We start from the raw sequence: 23,143 nt of genomic DNA on the forward strand, positions 1-23,143 counted from the left end.
TCCGGGACGAGGGGCAAACTGCAGCCCGCTTACTTCCCGCTGGTGACCAGATCCACCTCGGTCACTCCGTTTCCAAGCTTGCGGGCATAGACGACGTAGGCCTGCCCGCCCTTGCGTCCGCCGATCACATGGTCGCCGCCATCGATCCGGTAATCCGCCGTGTAGCCGCCCAGCTGCGCCGACGAATGGTAGAAGCGCACGACATCTTCCGGTGAAACCGCGGTGCCGAAGTTGACGACGCGCAAGGAGCAGCCCCCGTCGTCAGTCCCGGCCGCCTCCTGCACGGTGCCGCGCGGATAGAGCGGAATGGCGGCGGGCAGCTTTGCGGCCCAGGCCTTCGAATACTGCACTTTGGCCGAACAGTCGGTCTTGGCGGCGCGCGTGCTCTCGCTGATTTGCGCCGCCGTCGCGGCGCTTTGGGCGAGCGCCGAGACGCTTCCCTTGCCCGCTACCGGCGCGGGTAGCAGCTTCCCGCCGACCGCATCGGCCGCCGCTTTCTTCGCCGCCGCCACGGCCTCTGCCGAACGATCGGCGGCAGACAGTGCCAAGGGCGCATCACCCGCCGGGGAAGCCCGGTCCTGGACCTTCTCCGGGTCGACCACGATCCGGTCGCCAAGCGGACCGGTCAGTGCCGGATCGGTCTGGACTGCATCGCTCGCAGAGGCATCGGGCTTCTTTTCCGCGCTGCACCCTGCAAGAGCGAGCGAGCCGGTCAGCCCGAGCAGCAGAAGATGATGCCTGCCAGCAGTGCCTGTCCGGTCGATACCCGTCATCATTGCATCCTTGTCTTGCCATGACGCGCTGTGACGCCGCGACATCGGAGTAGAGGGCGAACCTCTCCCCGGAACGACGCGATTTCAAGCGGTCAGCGGGATGAAACTCGCCCGCGTCCCGTTTCGGGATGGACAGCAAGCGCGTGTGTGAGCTTTGGAAACGGCCCGCTCAGACATGTCGAAGGCGCCTGCGGCCGAAACCGCAGACGCCCTCTCCCGCCCGTTCCCCAAGGGAGATCGGGAGGTCCCCCCCGCAAGTCGCCGTCCTCGCGGGGAAGCCGATAACTGTTCAGATCGGTTTGGCGGAGGGGGGAAATCCGGGTTCAGCGGATTTCCGCCGGACCTCTTAGCGGCAGCGCGAACCGCCACGGTCGACTTCGCGGCCCAGCAGAGCGCCGGCGGCAGCGCCGAGCACGGTGCCGGTGGTCCGCTCGCCGCGGGTGTCGATGGCGCGACCGGCCAGGGCGCCGGCCGCACCGCCGAGCAGCAGGCCGGTGGTGCCGCTGCCCCGGCGGCAGTCGTAGCGGCGGTAGCCACGGTCACCGCGATAGTAGCGGTCGCGGTTGCCGTAGCCACGGCGACGGTCCTCGCGGGAGTAGCGCTCGCGCCAGTGGTCGTTGTCCTGAACGCCGGGTGCTTCGAAAGTGCCCTGCGAATACGCGATCGGGGCGACGCTGACAGCGGCCGTAGCCGGAAGGGCGGTCGTCAGGCTCGCCATGGCGGCAGCGAGTGCGGTTGCCTTGAAAAATGCGTTCATCTCAAATCTCCTCGTCATTGCCGGGGAGGGGGCCCTCTGAGGCTCGATCCGCGGTACGCATTCAGCTTTAGAGCAATGAACCTGAACGGTGCGCAACACGCCTGTCAGGAAAGGATTTATCGGCGAGACGAAGCTCCAGGCCCGACGAACCGCTTGCGGCGGCGGTGGCCTGCACTTATCGCGACGGTCCAGCAACAGGATCAGCCGATGCAGCACCTTACCCCTCGCCGAACCGGCGGCCTTGCACAGGCGTTCGGCGCCTACTTCATCTGGTGCCTGTTTCCGCTTTACTTCGCGGCGCTTCATGCGGTTTCTCCGTTCGAGGTGGTGGCGTGGCGATTGCTGTTCACCTTGCCTTTCTGCCTCGTCATGGTCGCCGTGCTGCGCCAGGGTGCGCAGCTGCGCGCCGCGGTCGGCAATCGGCGCCTGCTAGGCGCTCTGGCCCTGAGCGGTCTGCTGATCGGCACGAACTGGCTGGTCTACGTCATCGCGGTCATGGAAGGTCATGTGCTGGCTGCAAGTCTCGGCTACTATATCAATCCGCTGGTCAACGTGCTGGCCGGAACCATTTTCCTGCGCGAGCGGCTTTCGCGTTTGCAGTGGATCGCGGTGGCGCTCGCCGCGATTGGCGTCGCCATGCTGGCCTGGGGGGCCTTCGATACCCTTTGGATCAGCCTGGGGCTTGCGTTCAGCTTCGCCGGCTACGGCCTGGTTCGCAAGCTGGCACCGGTGGAGTCGCTGCCCGGCCTGACGGTCGAGACGCTGGTCCTGCTGGTTCCCGCGCTCGGCCTGCTCGGCTGGCAGGCGACGAGCACCGCCGGCCTCGCCATGGGCGAGTCGCTCGCTACCAGCCTGCTGCTCGCCTGCGCCGGCGTCGTCACCGGCATTCCTCTGCTGCTTTTCGCGGGAGCGGCGCGCAAGCTGGACTTCTCGGTCCTGGGCTTCATCCAGTTCGTGACGCCCACCGGCGTATTCCTGATGGGCCTGTTCGTCTTCGGCGAGCCGCTGCGGCCGGTGCAGATCTTCTGCTTCCTGTTCATCTGGACGGCCATCGCGGTGTTCTGCTGGGACCTGCTCTCCCGCAGGCGCAAGCCGGCCTGATGCGCGAAAATTCGCCAAGGACGGCCGTTCACGCCTTCGCGCCCTTGCGCAGGAGCGCCTGCACGAAAGCATCGAGATCGTCGACATCGACGTCGAGAACTTCATCCCACTCCGCCAGCAGCGCCTCGATATCAGCGCGCGTGTAGGGATCGGGCGCCTTGTGCTGCACTTTGGGGGCATGGTGAGGCCAGGGGTGCCCGGTCAGGTTGTTATAGAGCCAGCCGACCTGGAACAGGAACATCAGGTTGAGCGCCAGCGGCACGAGGTAGCCGATGCCCCAGTGCTGCTCGCCCGTGGCGCCCAGCGCATAGAGCAGCGCGCAGGCGCCGCCCGGCGGATGGAGGCTGCGGGTGAGCGACATGGCCGCGATCGCCAGTCCCACGCCCATGGAAGCGGCCAGCCAGGGGTCGCCCAGCAAGTGCCCCATGGACAGGCCGACGATGGCCGAAATCATGTTGCCGCCGATGACCGACCAGGGCTGCGCCAGCGGGCTGGCCGGCACGCAGAACACCAGCACGGCGGAAGCACCGAGCGGTGCGACGAGGAAGGGAAGCGTGGACATCCCCCCCATTTCCACGCCCTTCATCTCGAGCAGCATCGTCACGCCGCCGGCAAGCGCAATGCCCAGCAGGCCGCCGAAAGCACCGCGAATCCATCCCAGGTGCCCCGTAGCGCCAAAGCGCGCCGCAACGGCGCTGCCCCGATTACTCAACCATCCAGCCGCCACCGGGCCTCACCTCCTTGACCTGCAAAACGATGGCGCGCCTATGGACCAGTCTTCCCGCCTTGACGAGCCGAGTCGTGCTTCGCCTCTCGATAGCCAAATTGTAATCGCAGGCCGGAGCCGCGCTGCCGCAAATGGGCCACGATCGCGTGCTTGCCTGCGCGCTCCCGATGGAGCCGATGCCATGCCCGCGATCGATACCACACCCGCCGCGCCTGCCGCTTCCGAGCAAATCGTCGATGCTTTCGATCTGCGCCAGATGCGCAGCGCGCCCGGCATGCGCTTCAGCGTCGTCCGCCCGCGATGCCCGGAGAGTCGCCCGGGCGAGATCGTCGTCTGCGCGCCGGACCCGGACAGGGAACGCGTCCTGCCGCTGCCTCAGGAGTTCGAGATGCCCAGCGCCGTCCCTCGTCTCGAGATGAAGCTGGACGAGAACACCACTGCCGACTTGCACCTGCAAGCCGAGGCCTTCCCCAACGGTACGGTCAGCAACCGCGTGATGGTGGGGGTGAAGCGCAAGTTCTGACGCCAAGGAAAAAGCCCGATTCGCCTCAGGGACAAAGGCGAACCGGGCTCGGGAGCGCTCCGGCAATGGAGGAGGAATGCCGGAAGCGCTCCGGATGATCAGGCGAACTTGCCGGGCTTGGCGATCTCGGCCACCGGCTTGCGGCTCGATGCCACTTCGCGTTCCTGAAGGAATTCGGGAAGCCGGCTCTTGTCGCCCATGCGGCCGATCGCGAAGGCCGCTTCCAGGCGGTGGTCGGCGGGGATGCCCAGAGCCGCTTCGGCTTCACCGAACTTCAGGCCGGTCATGCCGTGAGTGTGATAGCCCAGAGCCTGCGCCTGCAGCGCGGCCAGCGCCCACGCCGCACCGGCATCGAAGCTGTGGCTGTGGTTGGCCGAATTGCCCTTTTCCGAACGCATCTGGCTGTCCGACACGACATAGACGAGCGCGGAAGCGTCCTTGGCCCAGCCCTGGTTGAACTCGATCAGTTGGGACAGCAGCAGATCCCAGTTGGCGTCGCCCTTTTTCGCGTAAAGGAACGTCCAGGGCTGCACGTTGTAGGCCGAAGGCGCCCACCCGGCGGCTTCGAAGATCACGTCGAGGTCCTCTTGCGGCATTTCGCTGCCATCGAAAGCCCGCGGCGACCAGCGATCGACGATCAGGTTTTCGACTTTGGGATGGGCAATGCGTCCGGTCATATCGATTTCCTTGGATGAGATGTTGGGAGAGGGAGATTCAGGCAGCGTCCACGAGGACCAGTTCGGCGTCCTCGATCGCGGTGACGGTGAAGCTGTCCAGTCCGGTGATCGCCACGCCGTCGCGCGGCTGCGCTTCGACGTCGTCCACGCGGATCCGGCCTTTGGCGGACACCAGATAGACATGCCGCCCGCGCCCAGTCTCGTAAGTGACGCTGTTTCCGGCCTTCACGGAGGCGCCCAGCACGCGGGCGTCGGCGCGGATCGGCAGGGCGTCCTCGTCGCCGGCCACGCCGCTGGCCAGAGTGACGAAACGGCCTGCGCGGTCGTCTCGGGGAAACGGTCGGGCGCCCCATCCGGGAGCCTCGCCGCGATGGTCGGGCAGGATCCAGATCTGGAACAGGGTAGTGGCCTCGTCCTCCAGATTGAATTCGGAATGGACGATCCCGGTGCCCGCGCTCATCACCTGCACGTCCCCGGCTCCGGTGCGGCCTTCGTTGCCGAGGCTGTCCTTGTGCGTGATCGCGCCGGTGCGGACGTAAGTGATGATCTCCATGTCGCGGTGCGGATGCGGCGGAAAGCCGGAACGCGGGGCGATGACGTCGTCGTTCCAGACTCTCAGGCGGCCCCAGTTGGTCCGCGCCGGGTCATGGTAGTCGGCGAAGGAGAAGTGATGATGCGCATCGAGCCAGCCGTGGTCGGCGGCTCCCAGGCTGTTGAAGGGACGAACTTCGATCATATGGCCCTCCTGGAAGGTGGTCCGTCGCGGTGTGCGACTTGCTTGCCCGTGATGTAGCGCTTGCAGAGCCACCGGATAATTGAGATAAAATCATCCCAAATGTTCAAGTAAGCTGAAGGCTTTCCTGATGGCTGACATCGTTCCTCCCAGCCTCGATCATGTGCGCACGTTCCTCACCGTGGTCGAGGAAGGCAGCTTCGGCGGAGCGGCGCGCCGGCTCGGCCGTGCCGTTTCCGTGATCAGCTACGCCATCGCGCAGCTCGAAACCCAGCTCGACGTGCGTCTTTTCGAGCGCGAAGGCTCCCGCAAGCCCCGTCTGACGGAGCAGGGCCGCGCCCTCCTGAGCGAAGCCCACGCCATTGCCGACGATGTCGATGCCTTGCTCGCAAAGGTGCGCAGCCTGCGGCAGGGGCTGGAAGCCGAACTCTCGTTGGCGGTGGACGTGATGGTGCCGGGCAATGTGCTGGCAAAACTGCTGCGCGACTTCCAGGTCATGTTCCCCAGCGTGCCGCTGCGCCTCCATGTCGAGGCGCTCGGCGCGGTGGCCGCGCTGGTGCTCGATCGCCGCGCCACGCTCGCCATCGCCGGCCCGGACATCCTCGATTTACCCGAGATCCAGCGCGAGACGGTCGGCGCGGTGGAAATGGTGCCGGTGGCTGCCCCCGGACATCCTCTCGCGGTCCCCGGTCCCATTGCTCCCGGCGAGGCCCGCAGGCACTTGCAACTGGTGCTGACCGACCGCTCGCCCCTCACCGAAGGGCGCGACTTTTCCGTCTTCAGTCCGCGCTCGTGGCGGCTGGCCGATCTCGGCGCCAAGCATGCCCTGCTCAAGGAAGGCATCGGCTGGGGCTCGATGCCGCGCCACCGCATCGCCGCCGATCTCGCCAGTGGGGAGCTGATCGAACTACGCCTGCCGGAACGTCCGACGATCGGCTACGCCCTTGTCGCACTCTGGCGCAAGGACAGCCCGCCCGGCCCTGCCGCGGTTTGGGTTCTCGACGAGATCCGCGAGCGTCTGGCGCACTGTCCTTGACGTTCCTCACCCAACAGCCGCACTTGCGCAGTTCGGCACCGTGCCCCACTTATCGGCCATGACCGCCAGCCGCTTGTTCGACCGCGCCGTGATCCGGCTTTCTCCCCGCCCCGATTCCAAGGAAGACGTCGCCGCGTTCCTGCAGGGACTCGTCACCGCAGACGTCCAGAAAGTGCTGCCTGCCTGGGCCGCGCTGCTTTCTCCGCAAGGCAAAGCGTTGTTCGACTTCATCGTCTGGCCGGGCGCCAACAAGGCCGGACAGGGCTTGCTGATCGACTGCGAGGCCGAAGCAGCCGAGGCGCTGGTGAAGCGCCTGTCGATGTACCGTCTGCGCCGCGCCATAGACATCGCCCGCGACGATTCGCTGGCGGTGCATTGGCGTCCTCATACCGGCGACGGCGCCGCCCCCGATCCGCGCCATCATGGGCTCGGTGAGCGCTGGATAGCACCCGTGGATCCGGCCGACCCGGCGGAAGCCGAAGGCGCCGATGCCGCCTGGCGCGCCCACCGGCTTGCCATGGGCGTGCCCGAGGGCCGCGCCGAACTGGGCGACGGCGAGACGCTCTGGCTGGAATGCAACGCGGTCGAACTGAACGGCGTCAGCTTCACCAAGGGCTGCTACGTCGGGCAGGAGAACACCGCGCGCATGAACTGGCGGCAGAAGGTGAACCGCCGCCTGGTGGTGGTGCCGCTCGCCCGTTCCGACGAGAAGCGGCGCCGCGCCGCCTATCCAGACCTTGGACTGGCGGTGGACCACTTGCGCGTCGAGGACATCGATCCGCAACTTGCGCCGAAATGGCTGACATCGCAGGAATGAGCGCAAGTCAGGCCGAAAGGGCAGCCTGAGCCGGAGTGCGGAGGAAAGGCTGCTCGCTCAGTTCCGCTACATAGATCCGCGCCCGGACCGGCTTGCCTCGACCGTGACTGAACCGTTCGCGCTCGGTCCCGCTGTCGGCGAAGCCGGCGTCCTCCAGCACACCCAGTGTAGCGGGATTGTCGTCGAAGTGGCTCGCCACCACCCGCCGGTGCCCCAGGGTCGTGGCCTGCGCGAGAACCGCGCGCACCGCTTCGCGGGCGAACCCTCGACCGCGATGAGGGCGCGCGATCCAGTAGCCGAGTTCCACGTCCTCCTCGATGCGCTCAAGACCGATGCCGCCCACCAGTTGAGGGCCTCCGGGGGAACGCAGGTACATGAAGAAATGCGGCAGGCGCGGATCGCGGGGCTCGGACAAGTAGTCCCGCATCGCGCGGCTCGAGCGCGGCAATTCGCCCACGCCGAGATGACGCTGTACGGCTTCGTCGGAAATCGCATCGACGAGATCGTCGACGTCTTCCGGCCAGCCGGGCCTTAGAAACAGTCTCTCCGTGCGGACGAACATGTGACGGTTCTCCGATTATTTTTTTCCGCGCGTTACACTATGCACAAAGCCAGTTGCTTTGCACGAGTTTTGCTGCGGAACCTGTCACGGCCCTAGTGCGATTGCGCGCAGCGCCCCGACCGGCATTTTTGGCTGTCCGAACTGGTGCCGGTATCGTGTTTCTTTTGAGATAATTGCCGATCTCGTCGCCGACGTCACGCGCGTCGGGGACGAGATCCGGTCAGGCTGCGCGCTGGGCCGTCAGGCAGGGCAGCGCAAGATCTTCGCTATCGTTCAGGCATGCATCAGGCGAGTCGAGGTCCAGAGCATACTCCCGCGCGAGGCAGCTTCCACCCCGTCCTTCGCTATGCTTTTCGGCGACGGCGCCGGTCGGCAGAAAGCCGGCCTTCTCCAACACGCGGCCAGAGGCCGGGTTGTCGATGAAGTGGCTGCCGACGATCCGCTTGTGCCCCAGAAGGCGCGCCAACGGGAGAACGGCGCGAACGGCCTCGCTGGCGAAACCTCGGCCCCAATGCTCCCGGCCGATCCAATAGCCGAGGTTCACCTCTCCATCGACCCGCGAGAAGCCGATACAGCCCACGATGCGCGTTCCGTGCTCTCCGGGATCGGTGATGAGGAAGCGCGGCAGCAGCATGTCCTGCGGTGCTTCCAGGAACCGCCTGGCATCGTTCGAAGAATAGGGCCAAGGCGCACGCGTCAGGTTGCGCACGACGCTTTCGTCGTCGATCAGGGCCAGAAATTCATCCTGATCTTCCGGCCAGCCGGGCCGCAGGAACAGCCGCTCGCTGCGAACGAACATAGAGTATCTCCACTCATCCGCCCCGCGCCTTCCATAAGGTTCGCGCGTGACATTGCGATTACGCACAACGTCCGGAAAGCGCTATATATCCGCGAATTTTCGTAAGAAAATGTACGGGTTAGTCGCTCTGCGAGACAGTTGCGCCGTGCGTGAGGGAGACACGAAAAGAGGGAGACGGGCTGGCCCCTCTCCCTCGTTCAGCCGATCTCAAGAAGATCGGCGGGGCCATCCCGTAAGGATGGCCCTTTTATCGACCATCCGATTATTCGGCGGCTTCTGCCATGGCATCTACCGACACGTACTTACGGCCGAGTTTGCCATCGTGGAAACGCACGCGACCTTCGGCAAGCGCGAACAGGGTGTGATCCTTGCCCATGCCGACGTTCACGCCCGGATACACGCGGGTGCCGCGCTGACGGATGATGATGTTGCCGCCGATCACTTCCTGACCGCCGAACTTCTTGACGCCAAGGCGGCGGCCCGCAGAGTCGCGACCGTTGCGCGACGAACCGCCTGCTTTCTTATGTGCCATTGCTCAGTCCTTCCGATCTTTGGCTCAGGCGACCGACACGATGCGCAGCAGAGTCATCTGCTGGCGGTGGCCGTTCTTGCGACGATAGTTGTGGCGGCGGCGCTTCTTGAACACCACGACCTTTTCGCTCTTGGCCTGGGCGATGATCTCGGCCGAAACCGTGATCTTCGAGGCGTCGGCGACTTCGCCTTCGTTGCCGGCGAGCAGAACGTCGCCCAGCGTGATGGTCTCACCGGCTTCACCAGCCAGCTTTTCAACCGCGATCTTGTCTCCGGCGGCAACCCGGTACTGCTTGCCGCCCGTGCGCACAACTGCGAACATGGTGCCCTTACCTAATATCAATGAGCCCTAAACAGGCCGAAACAACTTTGCCCCGGCCGCTCTGGTCCAGGAAGGAACCGTGGAGCCTTGCGGGCGACGCGCCGGCATCCCGTTTTCACGGGGTACCGGAAAGAAGGGTGCCGTTAGTCCACCACCCGATTCGTGTCAACCAAGGACTAGGTCCGTGACGGATGCGAAACGCGATTCCATCGCGATCCTACCGTGGATTGACGCTCGCGCTCGGCCATGACCATGCTATGGCAAGGCCATGACCCGCGCAACCGACCCTTTGCTGCCGCCGTTCTCGTCTCGTTCGCCGGCTCCGGCCTGCCTTTTGACGCTTGCCGCGGCGCTGAGCCTGACGGCCTGCTCGACGGCAGGCAGCTATCCCTCACTGGCCTATCGCGCGGTGGAGCGCACGGCCATGCCCGCCGCGGCTGCACCCGCGCCGCCGCCGGTGCAGCTTCCTCCGCCCACTGCCGATCTGACCACGCGAATCGGCGGCCTGGTCGCCGCCGCGCGCGAAGCGGACAAGCAATTCGCCGCCAAGCGTCCGGCCGCCGAACGCGCCGTCTCGGCAGCGGCGCGATCTTCGCGAACCAGCGACGCTTGGGTCTCGGCGCAAGTCGCGGTATCCGCGCTCCAGGCCAGCCGCGATACCGCCGTGGCTTCTCTCGCCGATCTCGATTCGCTCTATGCCGATGCGCGGCAGGCTGAGCCCGTGGGCGATTCGCCGAGTGCCCAGGCGATCGACACCGCGCGCGGCCAGGTGCAGGCACTCGTCGATAGCCAGAACGCCGCGATCACAGCGCTCGATACCAGGCTGATGACCTGAAATAACGGAAAAACCCCTCCCCCTTGCGAGGGAGGGGTAGTCCAAGAAGACCCGGCCCGACCGAAGCCCCCCGGCTTCGGTCGTAATCGGGAGACGGTGTCTCACCGTCGGCGAGCAAGCACAACCGGCCTTGCGCTCCCCGGATCAGCAGGAAACGCAATGGCGGTGACGGGTTGCCTTGCCGCAAACGGCGCCGCTCGGAACGCCGATGTCGCGGCGGCCACGAACTGCCCCCAGTTCGGGCACTGCAACATCGCGTCGATGTCGCGACGACGATCGTTCGCGGCGCTCCCCTGCTTCCTCCAGGGAGTGATGACATTGATCCAGGTCAAAATTGTCGGAACCGCCGAAATTTCGTTAGCCCCAGCGGGCGAGATCCTCAATGTCCTGGTCTCGCGGTTCGATCCAGCGCCATGCGCCTGCGACTTTTTCCCGTTTCCAAAACCACGACTCGCTCTTTAGGTGGTCCATGGCGAAGTCGGCTGCGGCAAAGGCATCGCGGCGATGACGGGCCGCTGCGGCGACGAGCACGATCGGCTCACCCGGGCCCATCGTTCCGCTGCGATGCAGGATCAGCAATCCATCCAGCGTCCAGCGGCCAGCGACACGCGCGGCAAGCGCCGTCATCGCCGGCAGGGTCAGCGGATCGTAATGGCGCAGTTCCAACGCCTCCACCTCAGCGCCCTCCGGCCCGCCTGCGCGAACTTGCCCTAGGAAACTGACGATCCCCCCTGCCTGCGGGAGCCGCTGTGTAAAAGTGCCAAGCTCCTCGGCCGCGTCGAAAGGCAGGGTCAGCAAGCGAACGTCGCCGATCATGTCAGCCACCGGAAACGGGAGGGAGAAAGGCAACCTCGTCGCCATTGCGCAAGGGCACGTCACCCTGGACGAGCGTGCCGTTCACGGCGCACCGGATGCGCGGTCCGCGCAGGACATCGGCAAGGTCTGGGTCCAGCGCGCCGATCGCCTGGCCCAGCGAGGCCGCAGCGGGCACTTCACGGGAACCGCTACCGGCGGCGTCTTCCAGGCGCCCGAGAAACACGAGAGTAATCGCCACGGTCAGCCGCCCGTCATCGACATGTGACGCGCCAGCGCCGGAGCGGCACCACGTTTGTCGATGGCGAAATGATGCCGCTCGGGCTTGATCCGCATCGCGGTGTCGAGCGCGGCGTCCAGCGCCGCCTGCGGATCCTCGCTGCGCAAAGCCGCGCGCAGATCGACCTGTTCGTTGCCGCCCAGGCAGGCGTAGAGTTGCCCGGTCGCGGTAACCCGAATGCGATTGCAGCCCTCGCAGAAGTTCTGGGTGAGCGGGGTGATCAGACCGAGCCGGCCGCCGGTTTCCGCCACGTCGAAGTAGCGCGCCGGACCGCCGCTGCGATGCGTGCTGGGCCGCAGTGTCCAGCGGCTTTCGAGATCGTCGCGAACGACCGAGAGGGGCAGGTAATGGTCGAAGCGGTCTTCCTCGACATCGCCCAGCGGCATGACTTCGATCAAGGTGGTCTCGAAGCCTTGTCCATGCGCCCAGGCGATGATCTGCGGAATCTCGCCCTCGTTCACGCCTTTCAGGGCCACGGTGTTGAGCTTCACCCGAAGCCCCGCAGCCTTTGCCGCCGCCAAGCCTTCCAGCACTTGCGGCAGGGAATCGCGGCGGGAAAGCCGATGGAACGTCGCGCGGTCCAGCGTGTCGAGCGAGACGTTGATTCGCCGCACGCCGGCAGCGAAGAGATCTTCCGCGAACTCGGCCAGACGCGTGCCGTTGGTGGTCAGGGTCAGTTCTTCCAGGCCGTCGCCCAATTTGCGGCCGAGCGCGCGGACCAGTTCGACCATGTCCCGCCGAACGAGCGGCTCTCCGCCGGTGAGGCGCAGTTTGGTCACGCCCCGCGCGATGAAACCCAGCGACAGCTCATGCAGTTCGTCGAGGGTGAGCACCTCTTTTCTGGGCAGGAACGTCATGCGCTCCGGCATGCAGTAGGCGCAGCGCAGGTCGCAGCGGTCCGTCACCGAGAGCCGCAGGTAGGTGATGCGGCGCTGGAACTGGTCCACGAGAGGCGATGCGATGCTCATTGCTGACGATATAGTACGCGCCCTGCGGCATTCCCATCAAGGGGGAGGTATTGTCCGGTTATACTTTCGGATTCGGTCAACCAGCGGCTCGCCGCATCGATGGCATCGTCGCTCGCCGCTGCCAGCGCATTCACGCGCAGCGGAGCATGGCTGCGCGCAAGTCCCTGCACGGCTGCGAGTCGCCATGCGCGGTGGTCGTGCCCTGCCGGCGCGAAGACGAGGAGGAGGTTCTTATGCTCGGCCAAAACCGCGCGCGCCCGGGGAAGGACTTCGGCATGAAACTGCGCGGCGGCGTCCAGCGGGTTTTCCGCAAGGGGACCGACGTGCAGGATCATCGCTTAGCGGCGCTGCCGGGTCAGGGTGATGCCGATCTTCTCGCCCGCCTCGGCAATGGCGAGCTTGACGATCTTCACAGTGACGGCCGTGATCCGCGCGTCCTGAAGGAACAGCGTTTCGCAGACGTGATCGGCCACGGCCTCGATCAGCTTGAAGTGGACCCCCTGCGGCAGCGCTTCGCTGGCCGCGAACTTGAGGTCCATGTAGTTCTTGCTCTCGGTCAGCGGCGTATCGGGCGTGTAGCGCTCGATCGGCTGCATCGACACCTGGATGGTGAAGCGCAGCGGCTGCGGCTTGCCGGTCTCTTCCGAGTAGATCCCGGTAAGAACGTCGTGTTCGAAATCGGCGACTTCGAGAGTAAGCGAATCGGTGGGCGTGTTCATGGGCGCGCCTTTAGCCGTTATTGCGCCAGCGTGCGAAGATTGCCGTCGGCAGCAGGCGGCCTTCCTGATCCTCGCGGACGGAGAGATCGCCGTGCTCGATGGTGCCGGGCAGGTCGCGGAACAGTTCCTCCATCAGCCCCGCCAGCGCCAGCGACGACATGCGCACGGCATAAACGGTCAGGAACAGGAACTTGCTTTCGCTGTCCAGAAGCTGGCGGCAATCGGCGAGCAGGCCGGGAAGGTTTTCCTCCAGACGCCACGTCTCGCCGGTGGGGCCGCGCCCGAATTTCGGCGGATCGAGGATAATGCCGTCATAGCGCTTGCCCCGGCGCACTTCGCGCGCGGCGAACTTGGCGGCATCGTCGATCAGCCAGCGCACCGGGCGATCCTCCAGTCCGGCCAGCGCCGCATTCTCACGCGCCTGCCCGACCGACTTCTTCGAGGCATCGACATGCGTGACCGGACCATGCGCGGAAAGCGCCAGCGTGCCGACGCCGGTATAGCCGAACAGATTCAGCGTATTGGCATCGCTCTTGTCCGCGAGCATCTCGCGCATCCAGTCCCACACCGGTGCCATGTCCGGGAAGAAGCCGAGATGGCGGAACGGCGTGCACTGGGCGGTGAAGCTGACCTCGTTCCACGCCAGCGGCCAGCCTTCGCGCGGCACCGGCTTGTCGAACAGCCACCGGCCGCCGCCGTCCTCGTCCGAGCCGGGCACGAATTCACCGTGCGCGTCCCAGTTTTCGAGGCGCGGCGTCCACATCGCCTGCGGTTCGGGGCGCACGAAGCGGTAGTCGCCGTAACGCTCCAGCTTGCGGCCGTGACCCGAATCGACGAGGCCATAATCGTCCCAGCCCTCTCCGGCGAGGATGACGGGTTGGGTTTCCAGGTGTGCCATCAGATCTTCGGGGCCGCGTGCTCGGCCACGAACGCGGCGATCGAATCGTAGTCGCCGGGCAGGTCGACGCATTTTTCCTCGCGCTCGAACAAATCACCCACGCGCGCAGGCAGGCCCGAACGCTGACCGGTGGCGCGCTCGACCGCGTCGGGGAACTTGGCGGGGTGCGCCGTCGCCAGCGTCACGATGGGGATACCGGCGTCGATGCCCGAAGTGCGCGCGGCGAAGAGGCCGCAGGCAGTGTGCGGATCGATCAGCTCGCCGCAATTTTCCCAGGCCCAGCGGATGGCCTGTGCCATCTCGTCAGCATCGGTGCGGGCCGAGGTGAACAGTGCGGAAGCGCCTTCACGCTGCGCATTGGTGAGCTGCATGGCCTTGGTCGCTTCGAACCCGGCCATCTGCTCGGCCAGCGCCTTGCCGTCGCGGCCGTTCAGGTCGAACAGCAGGCGCTCGAAATTCGACGAGACCTGGATGTCCATCGACGGCGCGGCAGTTGGCGTGACGGTGCCCTGCGAGTAATCGCCATCGGCCAGCGCGCGGTGAAGGATGTCGTTCACATTGGTGGCCACGATCAGCTTCTCGATCGGAAGGCCCATCTGCGCGGCGACATAGCCGGCGAAGACATCGCCGAAGTTGCCGGTCGGCACCGAGAAGGCGACCTTGCGGTGCGGCGCGCCCAGCTGGAGCCCGGCGGCGGAGTAATAGACCACCTGGGCCATCAGGCGCGCCCAGTTGATCGAGTTCACGGCGCCGATAGCGAAGCGATCGGTCATCGCCTTGTCGTTGAACATGCGCTTCACGGTGGCCTGCGCGTCGTCGAACGAGCCTTCGATGGCGATGTTATGGACGTTGGGCGCCAGCACCGTGGTCATCTGGCGGCGCTGCACGTCGGACACGCGGCCCTTGGGGTGCAGCATGAAGATATCGACCTTGGCACGCCCGGCTACCGCGTCGATCGCGGCCGAGCCGGTATCGCCGGAAGTCGCGCCGACGATCGTCAGGTTCCGGTCCGAGCGGCCGAGGAACTCCTCGAACAGCAGGCCCAGCAGTTGCAGCGCCACGTCCTTGAAAGCCAGCGTGGGGCCGTGGAACAGTTCCAGCACCCACTGCTGCTCGTCGAGCTGCTTCAGCGGCGTCACTGCCTTGTGCGCGAAGCGACCGTAAGCCTGTCTGGTCAGCTCCAGCAGGCGGTCATAGGTCAGGCTTCCCTCGACGAAGGGGAACATGATCTTCGCCGCGAGTTCGGCATAAGGCAGGCCCGCCAGGGCGGCGATCTCGTCGGCCGAGAAACGCGGCCACTCGCGCGGCACGTAGAGCCCGCCGTCCGAAGCGAGGCCGGCGAGCGTGGCGCCTTCGAAGTCGAGCGCCGGTGCGCTGCCGCGGGTGCTGATGTAGTCCATGACGGCGCGGTTAGCCGCAGGGGCGCGAAATGAAAAGCCTGTCGTTGGGGTTTGGCGAGAACAATTCCTAAAGCGCCGCGAAGCGAAATGCTTTAAGCACGGCTCAGGGTGTGCGCCGCTTTCTCAGTGCCAACCCATAGATCACCAGCGCAGTCGCCGCGAAGACGAACCACTGCACGGCGTAAGCGAAGTGGTTGTTGGGAATATCGGCAGGATCGGGCATGGCATTGGCCTCCAGCCCGGCAAGTGGCGGGGATGCCACCAGCCTCGGCCCGGGTGCGATCACGCCGCGGACTTCGCCGCCGGACCAGCCGCCCGCGGCCATCGGCAACCGCGACCAGCCGAGCACGACGAGCGCCTTTGTGCCGTCAGCCAGCGTGCAGTCGGCGGTTTGCGCTGCCCCCGATTCACCTTTTGCATTGCGCCCGGCAATGCTGGAATGGTCGGTGACCGCAACGCAATCGAGCCGGGCATGGCGGTAGAGCAGATCGGCCTGCCCCTTGTCATCGTGCGGCCAATCGACTTCCTCTGCCTGGCGCCGGGCATCGGCATAATGCGCAAGCAGCGCTTCCTTTTCGCGAAGGCGGCCAAGTTGCCAGAAGCCGAGCGCGATCATGAAGCCTACGGCGACGAGGACGAGCAGCGTGGCGAGGGCGGGAATTCGGCGCATGGCTTCCTCGGACAGGAAAACGAAAGAGGGCAGCCGCGTCGCCCGCGTCTGCCCTCTTCTCGAGCTTTGGCTAATAGCGACGTCTATCTGTCGCTCAGTGCGTCGGATAGCCCCAGCCGCCCCAGACGTAGATGGCGACGAACAGGAACAACCAGACCACGTCGACGAAGTGCCAGTACCAGGCTGCCGCCTCGAACCCGAAGTGCTGACGCGGCGTAAAGTCGCCGTTGTAGGCGCGCTTGAGGCAGACGATCAGCATGATGGTGCCGACGATGACGTGGAAGCCGTGGAAGCCGGTCGCCATGTAGAACGCCGAACCATAGGTGTTCTGGCCGAAGGGGAACGGCGCGTGAACGTATTCGTAGGCCTGGATGCACGAGAACAGCACGCCGAGCAGGATCGTTGCCCAGAGGCCCTTCTTCAGCCCGTCACGGTCGCCGTGGATCAGCGAGTGGTGCGCCCAGGTGACCGTGGTGCCCGAGCAAAGCAGGATCAGCGTGTTGAGCAGCGGCAGGTCGAACGGATCCATCACCGCCTCGATCGCCTTGGGCGGCCATTGCCCGCCGACCACCTCGGCCAGGGTCGAGGGGAACAGTGAAAAGTCGAAGAAGGCCCAGAACCAGCCGACGAAGAACATCACTTCCGAAGCGATGAACAGGATCATGCCATAGCGCTGGTGAAGCTGCACCACCGGCGTGTGATCGCCGGCATGCGCCTCCTTGATGATCTTCGAGAACCACATGAACATCGAGGCCAGCAGGATCGCAAGACCCAGCCACGGCACGAACTTGCCGCCCGCCATGTCATGCATGAACAGGACCAAGCCCGAAGTGAAGGTCAGCGCCCCGATCGTGGTCGCCAGCGGCGCGATGTCCGGCGGAAGAATGTGATAATCGTGATTCTTTGTACCGGCCATGGTGCCTTCGTCCCCGTTCTCGACTTCCGTGTTCGATTCTTCCGGTGGGGTAATGCTCCCCCCGTGATTTGTTTCCCGTACCGGGACTTAACCGCCCGCTGGGCTATGGTCCAGCGTCTTTGCATCCGAGACGTCGGTGACGTGGAAGGTGTAGCTGAGCGTAATCTGCTCGACATCCTTGTTGTCGGGATCGTCCAGGATGGCAGGATCCACGTAATAGATCACCGGCATCTTCACCGCTTCGCCCGGCTGGAGGGTCTGTTCGGTGAAGCAGAAGCACTGGATCTTGTTGAAGTAGCGTGCGGCCTGCTCCGGCTCGACATTGAAGCTGGCGGTTCCGGTGATCACCTTGTCGGAATCGTTCTTGGCCCAGAAAAGCGCCATGTCCCGCTCGCCGATGGTCACCGTATCGGTGCGCTGGAGCGGCTTGAACTCCCAGGGCATGTCACGTTCGACATTGGCGTCGAAGCGGATCGACATCGTCTTGTCGGTCACCTGGATTCCGGCCGCCTTCGCCTCGTCCGCGCGCTGGGTGGTGCCGCCATAGCCGGTCACCTGGCAGAAAATGCGATAGAGCGGGACCGAGGCATAGCCCAGCCCCAGCATCAGCAGAGCCATCGACAGGGCGATGAACGCGACACGCCGGTTGCTGCGCCGACTGATCATGGGAGCGCCGGCAGCAGCCATCAGCCCATCTTCGCCATCGAAATGAGGAACACCAGCACCACGAAAGCCGCCAGGCTTAGCGCCAGCACCCGGTTGCGGCTGCGGCGGATCTGCTCGGGCGTTCTGGAGTCGGGCTGCTGGACGTCTTTCATGCTGCGATCTTTCAAAGGACGATGAAGCGGTCCACCACCAGCATCGCGAAAAGCGCGAAGAGGTAGAGTACGGAATAACCGAAAAGCTGCTTTTCCGGCTTCATCGTGTCGTCCGGGCCGCTGCGCTCGCGCAGGCCGACACGGACGGAGAGCGCCAGGAACAGCGTCGAAAGCACGATCGCCGAAATGCCGTAGATCGCGCCGGTTCCGCCGATCCACCACGGCAGCACCGAAAGCGGCAGCAGCAGGACGGCGTAGGTCAGGATCTGCTGGCGCGTCGCCTTCTCGCCCGCGACCACCGGCATCATCGGAATGCCGACCTTGGCGTAATCGCTCTTCACGAAGAGCGCGAGCGCCCAGAAGTGCGGCGGGGTCCAGAAGAAGATGATCGCGAAGAGCACGACCGGCATGAGCGTGACATGGCCGGTTGCCGCCACCCAGCCGATCAGCGGCGGGAAGGCGCCGGCACCGCCGCCGATGACGATGTTCTGCGGCGTGCGCGGCTTGAGCCAGATCGTATAGATCACCGCGTAATAGATGATCGAGATCGCCAGGATCGCGGCGGGCAGCCAGCCGACCGCGAAGCCCATCAGGAACACCGAGACGGCGCAGAGCACGCCGGCGAAATCGCGCGCGGTGGTGCGGTCGAGCCGGCCTTGCGGCAAGGGGCGGTTTGCGGTGCGCTTCATCCCCGCGTCGAGATCGGCTTCCCACCACTGGTTGAGCGCGGCGGCGCCGCCGGCGCCCATGGCGATGCAGAGGATGGCCGTGAAGGCGATGACGGGATGAATGCGCTCGGGCGCGGCCAACAGCCCGCAGAGGCCGGTGAAGATCACCAGGCTCATCACCCGCGGCTTGGTGAGCGCGAGAAGGTCGCGCCAGTCGGCGGGGAGCGATGCGGCGGAAGAGGGACTCGTCGTGGTCATGATGGGGGCCCCATACACCCGCAAGGCGCCAAAAAGCGAGGTGCCAAAGTCAGGCGCTGGCGAACCGGGCGCCGCCCCGGAGCTCGTCCGGGACGGCGCTGGATCAGTGATGCGCCGCTTCCTCGATCACGGGAAGCGTCTCGAACTGGTGGAACGGCGGCGGGCTCGACAGTGTCCATTCGAGCGTGGTCGCGCCTTCGCCCCAGTAGCTGTCTTCCGCCTTGCGGCCCGCCGAGAAGGCGTAGATCATGTTGATGAGCCAGACCACGAGACTGGTCGCCATGACCATGTAGCCGATCGTCGCGACGTGGTTCCAGTGCTGGTACGCTTCGGCATAGTCCGGATAGCGGCGCGGCATGCCCTGCAACCCGAGGAAGTGCATCGGGAAGAAGATCATGTTCACGCCGATGAAGAAGATCCAGAAATGGACGTGGGCGAGGAACTCGGAATGCATCCGCCCGCTCATCTTCGGGAACCAGTAGTAGAAGCCTGCGAAAAGCGCGGTGACTGCACCCAGCGAGAGCACGTAGTGGAAGTGCGCCACGACGTAGTACGTGTCGTGCAGCACGTCGTCCACGCCGCCATTGGCCAGGACCACGCCGGTCACCCCGCCGACGGTGAACAGGAAGATGAAGCCGATCGCCCAGACCATCGGGCTCTTGAACTCCACCGAACCGCCCCACATCGTTGCGATCCATGAGAAGATCTTGATGCCGGTCGGCACCGCGATGACCATGGTGGCAGCGGTGAAGTACATCTTCGTGTTCACCGACATGCCGGTGGCGTACATGTGGTGCGCCCAGACGATGAAGCCGACCACGCCGATCGCGACCATGGCGTAGGCCATGCCGAGGTAGCCGAACACCGGCTTCTTCGAGAAAGTCGAGACGATCTGCGAGATGATGCCGAAGCCCGGCAGGATCATGATGTAGACTTCGGGGTGGCCGAAGAACCAGAACAGGTGCTGGTAGAGCACCGGATCGCCACCGCCCGAGGGGTCGAAGAAGGTGGTGCCGAAGTTGCGGTCGGTCAGCAGCATGGTGATTGCGGCGGCCAGGACCGGCAGCGAGAGCAGCAGCAGGAAGGCCGTGACCAGCACCGACCACACGAACAGCGGCATCTTGTGCATGGTCATGCCGGGAGCACGCATGTTGAAGATGGTGGTGATGAAGTTGATCGCGCCCATGATCGAGCCGGCACCGGCAAGGTGCAGCGCGAAGATACCGAAGTCCACCGCGGGTCCGGGCGAGCCGCTGGTCGAGAGCGGGGCATAGACCGTCCAGCCGGTGCCGGCGCCGAGCCCGGTGCCGCCGGGCACAAAAGCAGAGCACAGCAGCGAGATGAAGCCCGCCACGGTCAGCCAGAACGAGATGTTGTTCATGCGCGGGAAGGCCATGTCCGGCGCGCCGATCATCAGCGGCACGAACCAGTTGCCGAAGCCGCCGATCATCGCCGGCATGACCATGAAGAACACCATGATCAGGCCGTGGGCGGTGATCAGCACGTTCCAGACATGGAGCGTCGAGTTGAAATCGGGATTGGTCGCACCGAACCAGCGGGCGAAGATGTCGAGGTACTGGATGCCCGGCTCGGCCAGCTCGACGCGCATCATGCCGGAGAACAGGCCGCCGATGATCCCCGCGAAGATCGCGAAGATCAGGTACATCGTGCCGATGTCCTTGTGGTTGGTGGACATGAACCAGCGCGCGAAGAAGCTCGGCTTATGGTCGTGATCGGCGTGGGCGTGGTGATCCACATTGCCCTGGAAATGGTCGGGAACGGTGGTTGCCATGGTAGGGCCCTGTCCTAGGATTCGCGCTTATTCGGCGGTAGCGGCAGCGGTGGAATCGGCGGCCGGAGCCTCCGAGGCCGCTTCCGTGGCGACGGCTGCAGGAGCCGCCGGGGCTGCCGCAGCAGCGGCGGGCTTTTGACCGTCGATCACGCCGCCGGCGTGGGTCAGGACCCAGGCATCGTACTGCGGGCGGGGCAGCGCCTCCACCGCGATCGGCATGTAGCCGTGCTTGGCGCCGCACAGCTCCGAGCACTGGCCGTAGTAGACGCCCGGCTTCTCTACCAGGAGCACCTTTTCGTTGATGCGGCCCGGCACGGCGTCGAGCTTGAACCACAGCGAGGGCACGGCGAACGAGTGGATCACGTCGGCGGCAGTGATCTGCAGCCGGATCGGCTCGCCCACCGGCACGACCATGCGGTTGTCCACCTCAAGGTGGGAGGGGCCGTCCCAGGGCTGGGAGCCCACTTCGCGCACGCCGTTGTTGATGGTCGGCTGCCCTGGCAGGTTGAGCATGTTCGAGACGACTTCGAAATCGCCGTTATCCGGATAGCCGTAGGTCCAGAACCACTGGTTTCCGGTCACCTTGATGGTCAGCGCGCCCTTGGGAGCGGGCTTGTACTGCTTGGCGATGAGATCGATCGAGGGGACCGCGATACCGATCAGGATCAGCACCGGGACCAGCGTCCACACCACTTCGAGAATGGTGTTATGGCTGGTCTTCGAGGCGACCGGATTGGCGCGGCGGTTGTAGCGCACCGCGATGATCACCAGCAGCAGCAGCACGAAGAGCGTGATCACCGTGATGATCGGCATCAGCACGCCGTCATGGATCCACTCGCCATATTCGCCGAGCTTGGAATATTGCTGCTGGAGGCCGATTCCGCCCTCCACCGGCATGCCGATGCCCGGCGTCGGCTTCATCGGCGTGTAGCTGCCGGCCGAGGTGGCTTCGGCGGCTGGCGCCGCGATGGCGGAAGAGACGGCAAGAGTTGACGAAAACGCCGCTACCACAAGCGAACGGGCCAAAAGAGACCGAGCGGCGACGGAAGAGAGATCGAGAGCCTTCGCAGCCTCGCCCAAAGTAGGAACGGTTTTGCCCAATATCATGGTTACAGCGCTTCCGTTTTCTTATGCTCGCGCAAGTGAGTCGCCTCCCAAGCGCGCACCCCTATTGCGGAGGCTTTTTGCCCCCGTTGACAAGGGGCTATACGCGGCCTTGCCGCCTGTCTCAAGCGCCTCTAGGGGATTTTTGACGCAGCGGGCCATGTCGCCTGCCAGAACACATGCAAATTGCACCAAAGGAATACCTCCCGATGCAGGAAGAAGAAGTCCTCGCCGAGTTCCGCGCCAGCAAGGCCTTGCTTGAAGGGCATTTCCTGCTTTCCTCGGGTCGGCACAGCGCTTACTACCTGCAGTGCGCGCGGGTTCTGATGAACCCCGCCCGGGCCGCGCGACTCGCCGTCGCAGTCGCGGCGAAACTCCCCCACGATATTCGCAAGGCCATCACCAAGGTCGTGTCGCCGGCCATGGGCGGCGTGATCATCGGCCAGGAAATGGGCCGCGCGCTCCAGGTCGACGCGATGTTCGTGGAGCGCCCCACGGGCACGTTCGAACTGCGCCGCGGCTTCAGCCTCGAACCCGGCGACAAAGTGCTGATGGTCGAGGACGTGGTGACCACCGGCCTCTCCAGCCGCGAGGCGATCAAGGCGATCGAGGAAGCCGGCGGCGAAGTGATCGCGGCCGCCTCGCTGATCGACCGTTCGGCCGGTGCGGTCGACCTCGGCGTGCCGTTCTTCCCGCTGGTGGCGCTCAATTTCCCGACTTACGCGCCCGAAGAACTGCCGCCCGAACTGGCCGCCACGCCCGCCGTCAAGCCCGGCAGCCGCGCTCAGCCCTGAGGTATTTCCCAAGCTAGGATTTCACGAATTGGCCAACGTCCTCACCCCTGCGCGCCTGCGTCTCGGCGTCAACATCGACCACGTCGCCACCATCCGCAACGCGCGCGGCGGCGAGCATCCCGATCCGGCCCGCGCGGCGCAGATCGTGGCACAGGCCGGGGGTGACGGGATCACCGTGCATCTGCGCGAGGATCGCCGCCACATTCGCGACGAGGACCTGGAGCGCGTGGCTTCGGCCACGGGCCTGCCGATCAACCTGGAAATGGCGGCGACCGAAGAGATGCTCGACATCGCGCTTCGCCATCGCCCGCATGCCGCCTGCATCGTGCCCGAGCGGCGCGAGGAGCGCACGACCGAGGGCGGGCTGGACGCCGCCGGGCAGCACAACCGCCTCGCACCCATCGTCGCGCGCCTCTCCGATGCGGGCATCCGGGTCAGCCTGTTCATCGCGCCGGAGCCGCGCCAGATCGAAGCGGCGATCAAGCTGAGCGCTCCGGTGGTGGAGTTCCACACGGGCGAATATGCCCATGCCGAGGGCGAGCAGGTCGCGGTGGAACTGCGCCGCATCGTCGACATGGCCGCGCTCGCCGCGAAGAACGGCATCGAGCCCCATGCCGGCCATGGCCTCACTTACGAGAACGTGCAGCCGATCGCCGCCATTCCCCAACTGGCGGAACTCAACATCGGCCACTACCTTATCGGTGAGGCGATATTCTGCGGGCTGGAGACGAGCGTGCGGAGAATGCGCCAGCTGATGGACGAGGTCCGCTGATGAACGACACCCAGTTCCTCCCCGATCCGGAGAGGGGCGCCATGCGCAGCATGGCGGTGGGGCCGGCGCGGCGAGGCGCG

General features: G+C 65.4%; 30 protein-coding genes. 7 read left to right on the forward strand and 23 right to left on the reverse strand.

Going from position 1 to position 23,143, the window contains the following annotated elements:
- Window positions 1-29: 29 nt before the first annotated feature.
- Entirely contained in the window at window positions 30-773 is a 744-nt protein-coding gene (locus L284_RS34925; protein WP_052018378.1) for a hypothetical protein, read from the reverse strand.
- Between the two features lie 346 nt (window positions 774-1,119).
- On the reverse strand, window positions 1,120-1,530 hold the full coding sequence (locus tag L284_RS34930; RefSeq protein WP_021233952.1) for a glycine zipper 2TM domain-containing protein: 411 nt from the start codon (window positions 1,528-1,530) through the stop codon (window positions 1,120-1,122).
- A 207-nt stretch (window positions 1,531-1,737) separates the two neighbouring features.
- Between L284_RS34930 and rarD the strand changes: the two genes are divergently transcribed.
- Window positions 1,738-2,631, forward strand: coding sequence for an EamA family transporter RarD (gene rarD, locus L284_RS34935; protein WP_031342081.1), 894 nt, complete (start codon window positions 1,738-1,740; stop codon window positions 2,629-2,631).
- Between the two features lie 28 nt (window positions 2,632-2,659).
- Here rarD and L284_RS34940 read toward each other — a convergent pair whose 3' ends face one another.
- On the reverse strand, window positions 2,660-3,343 hold the full coding sequence (locus L284_RS34940; protein ID WP_052018379.1) for an HPP family protein: 684 nt from the start codon (window positions 3,341-3,343) through the stop codon (window positions 2,660-2,662).
- A 196-nt stretch (window positions 3,344-3,539) separates the two neighbouring features.
- On the opposite strand from L284_RS34940, the gene L284_RS34945 reads away from it, so the two are divergent.
- Window positions 3,540-3,881 carry a hypothetical protein gene (locus tag L284_RS34945; protein ID WP_021233955.1) on the forward strand — a complete coding sequence of 114 codons (342 nt, stop codon included), beginning with the start codon at window positions 3,540-3,542 and terminating at the stop codon, window positions 3,879-3,881.
- 98 nt (window positions 3,882-3,979) lie between these two features.
- Here L284_RS34945 and L284_RS34950 read toward each other — a convergent pair whose 3' ends face one another.
- Together L284_RS34950 and L284_RS34955 are read right to left on the reverse strand one after the other, a co-directional pair.
- Window positions 3,980-4,558, reverse strand: coding sequence for a nitroreductase family protein (locus tag L284_RS34950; RefSeq protein WP_021233956.1), 579 nt, complete (start codon window positions 4,556-4,558; stop codon window positions 3,980-3,982).
- Between the two features lie 37 nt (window positions 4,559-4,595).
- Window positions 4,596-5,294, reverse strand: coding sequence for a pirin family protein (locus L284_RS34955; RefSeq protein WP_021233957.1), 699 nt, complete (start codon window positions 5,292-5,294; stop codon window positions 4,596-4,598).
- 127 nt (window positions 5,295-5,421) lie between these two features.
- Here L284_RS34955 and L284_RS34960 point away from each other — a divergent pair, with 127 nt between their 5' ends.
- Window positions 5,422-6,327, forward strand: coding sequence for a LysR family transcriptional regulator (locus L284_RS34960; RefSeq protein ID WP_021233958.1), 906 nt, complete (start codon window positions 5,422-5,424; stop codon window positions 6,325-6,327).
- A 58-nt stretch (window positions 6,328-6,385) separates the two neighbouring features.
- A complete protein-coding gene (gene ygfZ, locus L284_RS34965; protein WP_021233959.1) occupies window positions 6,386-7,144 on the forward strand; it encodes a CAF17-like 4Fe-4S cluster assembly/insertion protein YgfZ in 759 nt (252 codons plus the stop codon).
- 7 nt (window positions 7,145-7,151) lie between these two features.
- Here the strand turns inward: ygfZ and L284_RS34970 are convergent, their stop codons facing one another.
- The 4 genes from L284_RS34970 to rplU all read right to left on the reverse strand — a co-directional run bounded on the left by L284_RS34970 (window position 7,152) and on the right by rplU (window position 9,358).
- Complete coding sequence (locus L284_RS34970; RefSeq protein ID WP_021233960.1) at window positions 7,152-7,706, reverse strand: GNAT family N-acetyltransferase; 555 nt, start codon at window positions 7,704-7,706, stop codon at window positions 7,152-7,154.
- Between the two features lie 220 nt (window positions 7,707-7,926).
- Window positions 7,927-8,505: a GNAT family N-acetyltransferase gene (locus L284_RS34975; protein WP_021233961.1), complete on the reverse strand. Its 579-nt coding sequence runs from the start codon at window positions 8,503-8,505 to the stop codon at window positions 7,927-7,929.
- A gap of 262 nt (window positions 8,506-8,767) precedes the next feature.
- Entirely contained in the window at window positions 8,768-9,037 is a 270-nt protein-coding gene (rpmA, locus tag L284_RS34980) for a 50S ribosomal protein L27 (protein ID WP_021233962.1), read from the reverse strand.
- Window positions 9,038-9,061: 24 nt separating this feature from the next.
- Window positions 9,062-9,358, reverse strand: coding sequence for a 50S ribosomal protein L21 (gene rplU, locus L284_RS34985; protein WP_021233963.1), 297 nt, complete (start codon window positions 9,356-9,358; stop codon window positions 9,062-9,064).
- A gap of 268 nt (window positions 9,359-9,626) precedes the next feature.
- Between rplU and L284_RS34990 the strand changes: the two genes are divergently transcribed.
- Entirely contained in the window at window positions 9,627-10,193 is a 567-nt protein-coding gene (locus L284_RS34990; protein WP_021233964.1) for a hypothetical protein, read from the forward strand.
- A 357-nt stretch (window positions 10,194-10,550) separates the two neighbouring features.
- On the opposite strand, the gene L284_RS34995 is transcribed toward L284_RS34990, so the two are convergent.
- The 14 genes from L284_RS34995 to coxB all read right to left on the reverse strand — a co-directional run bounded on the left by L284_RS34995 (window position 10,551) and on the right by coxB (window position 21,500).
- Window positions 10,551-11,006 (reverse strand): molybdenum cofactor biosynthesis protein MoaE, encoded by a 456-nt coding sequence (locus L284_RS34995; protein WP_031342084.1) that lies wholly within the window; start codon window positions 11,004-11,006, stop codon window positions 10,551-10,553.
- Window positions 11,007-11,010: 4 nt separating this feature from the next.
- Window positions 11,011-11,247, reverse strand: coding sequence for a MoaD/ThiS family protein (locus L284_RS35000; RefSeq protein ID WP_031342085.1), 237 nt, complete (start codon window positions 11,245-11,247; stop codon window positions 11,011-11,013).
- Window positions 11,248-11,249: 2 nt separating this feature from the next.
- A complete protein-coding gene (gene moaA / locus L284_RS35005) occupies window positions 11,250-12,254 on the reverse strand; it encodes a GTP 3',8-cyclase MoaA (RefSeq protein WP_021233967.1) in 1,005 nt (334 codons plus the stop codon).
- A complete protein-coding gene (locus L284_RS35010) occupies window positions 12,251-12,589 on the reverse strand; it encodes a Rossmann fold domain-containing protein (protein WP_021233968.1) in 339 nt (112 codons plus the stop codon). Before L284_RS35010 ends, moaA begins: the two co-directional genes overlap by 4 nt.
- A gap of 3 nt (window positions 12,590-12,592) precedes the next feature.
- The gene (locus L284_RS35015) at window positions 12,593-12,973 is read right to left on the reverse strand and encodes a dihydroneopterin aldolase (RefSeq protein WP_021233969.1); all 381 of its coding nucleotides are present in this window, start codon (window positions 12,971-12,973) and stop codon (window positions 12,593-12,595) included.
- A 10-nt stretch (window positions 12,974-12,983) separates the two neighbouring features.
- Window positions 12,984-13,871 carry a class I SAM-dependent methyltransferase gene (locus L284_RS35020; protein WP_021233970.1) on the reverse strand — a complete coding sequence of 296 codons (888 nt, stop codon included), beginning with the start codon at window positions 13,869-13,871 and terminating at the stop codon, window positions 12,984-12,986.
- The gene (gene thrC, locus L284_RS35025; protein ID WP_021233971.1) at window positions 13,871-15,271 is read right to left on the reverse strand and encodes a threonine synthase; all 1,401 of its coding nucleotides are present in this window, start codon (window positions 15,269-15,271) and stop codon (window positions 13,871-13,873) included. Before thrC ends, L284_RS35020 begins: the two co-directional genes overlap by 1 nt.
- Window positions 15,272-15,374: 103 nt before the next feature.
- Window positions 15,375-15,941 (reverse strand): SURF1 family protein, encoded by a 567-nt coding sequence (locus tag L284_RS35030; protein WP_021233972.1) that lies wholly within the window; start codon window positions 15,939-15,941, stop codon window positions 15,375-15,377.
- 94 nt (window positions 15,942-16,035) lie between these two features.
- The gene (locus L284_RS35035; RefSeq protein WP_021233973.1) at window positions 16,036-16,857 is read right to left on the reverse strand and encodes a cytochrome c oxidase subunit 3; all 822 of its coding nucleotides are present in this window, start codon (window positions 16,855-16,857) and stop codon (window positions 16,036-16,038) included.
- Between the two features lie 87 nt (window positions 16,858-16,944).
- Window positions 16,945-17,544, reverse strand: coding sequence for a cytochrome c oxidase assembly protein (locus L284_RS35040; RefSeq protein ID WP_021233974.1), 600 nt, complete (start codon window positions 17,542-17,544; stop codon window positions 16,945-16,947).
- Window positions 17,544-17,675 carry a hypothetical protein gene (locus tag L284_RS48930; RefSeq protein WP_268745343.1) on the reverse strand — a complete coding sequence of 44 codons (132 nt, stop codon included), beginning with the start codon at window positions 17,673-17,675 and terminating at the stop codon, window positions 17,544-17,546. The genes L284_RS35040 and L284_RS48930 overlap by 1 nt, the downstream gene beginning before the upstream one ends.
- Before the next feature lie 11 nt (window positions 17,676-17,686).
- Complete coding sequence (locus L284_RS35045) at window positions 17,687-18,601, reverse strand: heme o synthase (RefSeq protein ID WP_021233976.1); 915 nt, start codon at window positions 18,599-18,601, stop codon at window positions 17,687-17,689.
- 103 nt (window positions 18,602-18,704) lie between these two features.
- Window positions 18,705-20,393, reverse strand: coding sequence for a cytochrome c oxidase subunit I (gene ctaD / locus L284_RS35050; protein WP_021233977.1), 1,689 nt, complete (start codon window positions 20,391-20,393; stop codon window positions 18,705-18,707).
- Window positions 20,394-20,420: 27 nt separating this feature from the next.
- Window positions 20,421-21,500, reverse strand: a complete 1,080-nt coding sequence (coxB, locus tag L284_RS35055; RefSeq protein ID WP_040713183.1) for a cytochrome c oxidase subunit II — start codon at window positions 21,498-21,500, stop codon at window positions 20,421-20,423.
- A gap of 206 nt (window positions 21,501-21,706) precedes the next feature.
- Between coxB and pyrE the strand changes: the two genes are divergently transcribed.
- On the forward strand, window positions 21,707-22,291 hold the full coding sequence (gene pyrE / locus L284_RS35060; RefSeq protein ID WP_021233979.1) for an orotate phosphoribosyltransferase: 585 nt from the start codon (window positions 21,707-21,709) through the stop codon (window positions 22,289-22,291).
- A gap of 28 nt (window positions 22,292-22,319) precedes the next feature.
- Window positions 22,320-23,063, forward strand: coding sequence for a pyridoxine 5'-phosphate synthase (locus tag L284_RS35065; protein WP_021233980.1), 744 nt, complete (start codon window positions 22,320-22,322; stop codon window positions 23,061-23,063).
- The last annotated feature ends 80 nt before the right edge of the window (window positions 23,064-23,143 follow it).

Origin of the sequence: Novosphingobium lindaniclasticum LE124 (genome assembly GCF_000445125.1) — a bacterium.
In the GTDB taxonomy this organism is placed as follows: domain Bacteria; phylum Pseudomonadota; class Alphaproteobacteria; order Sphingomonadales; family Sphingomonadaceae; genus Novosphingobium; species Novosphingobium lindaniclasticum.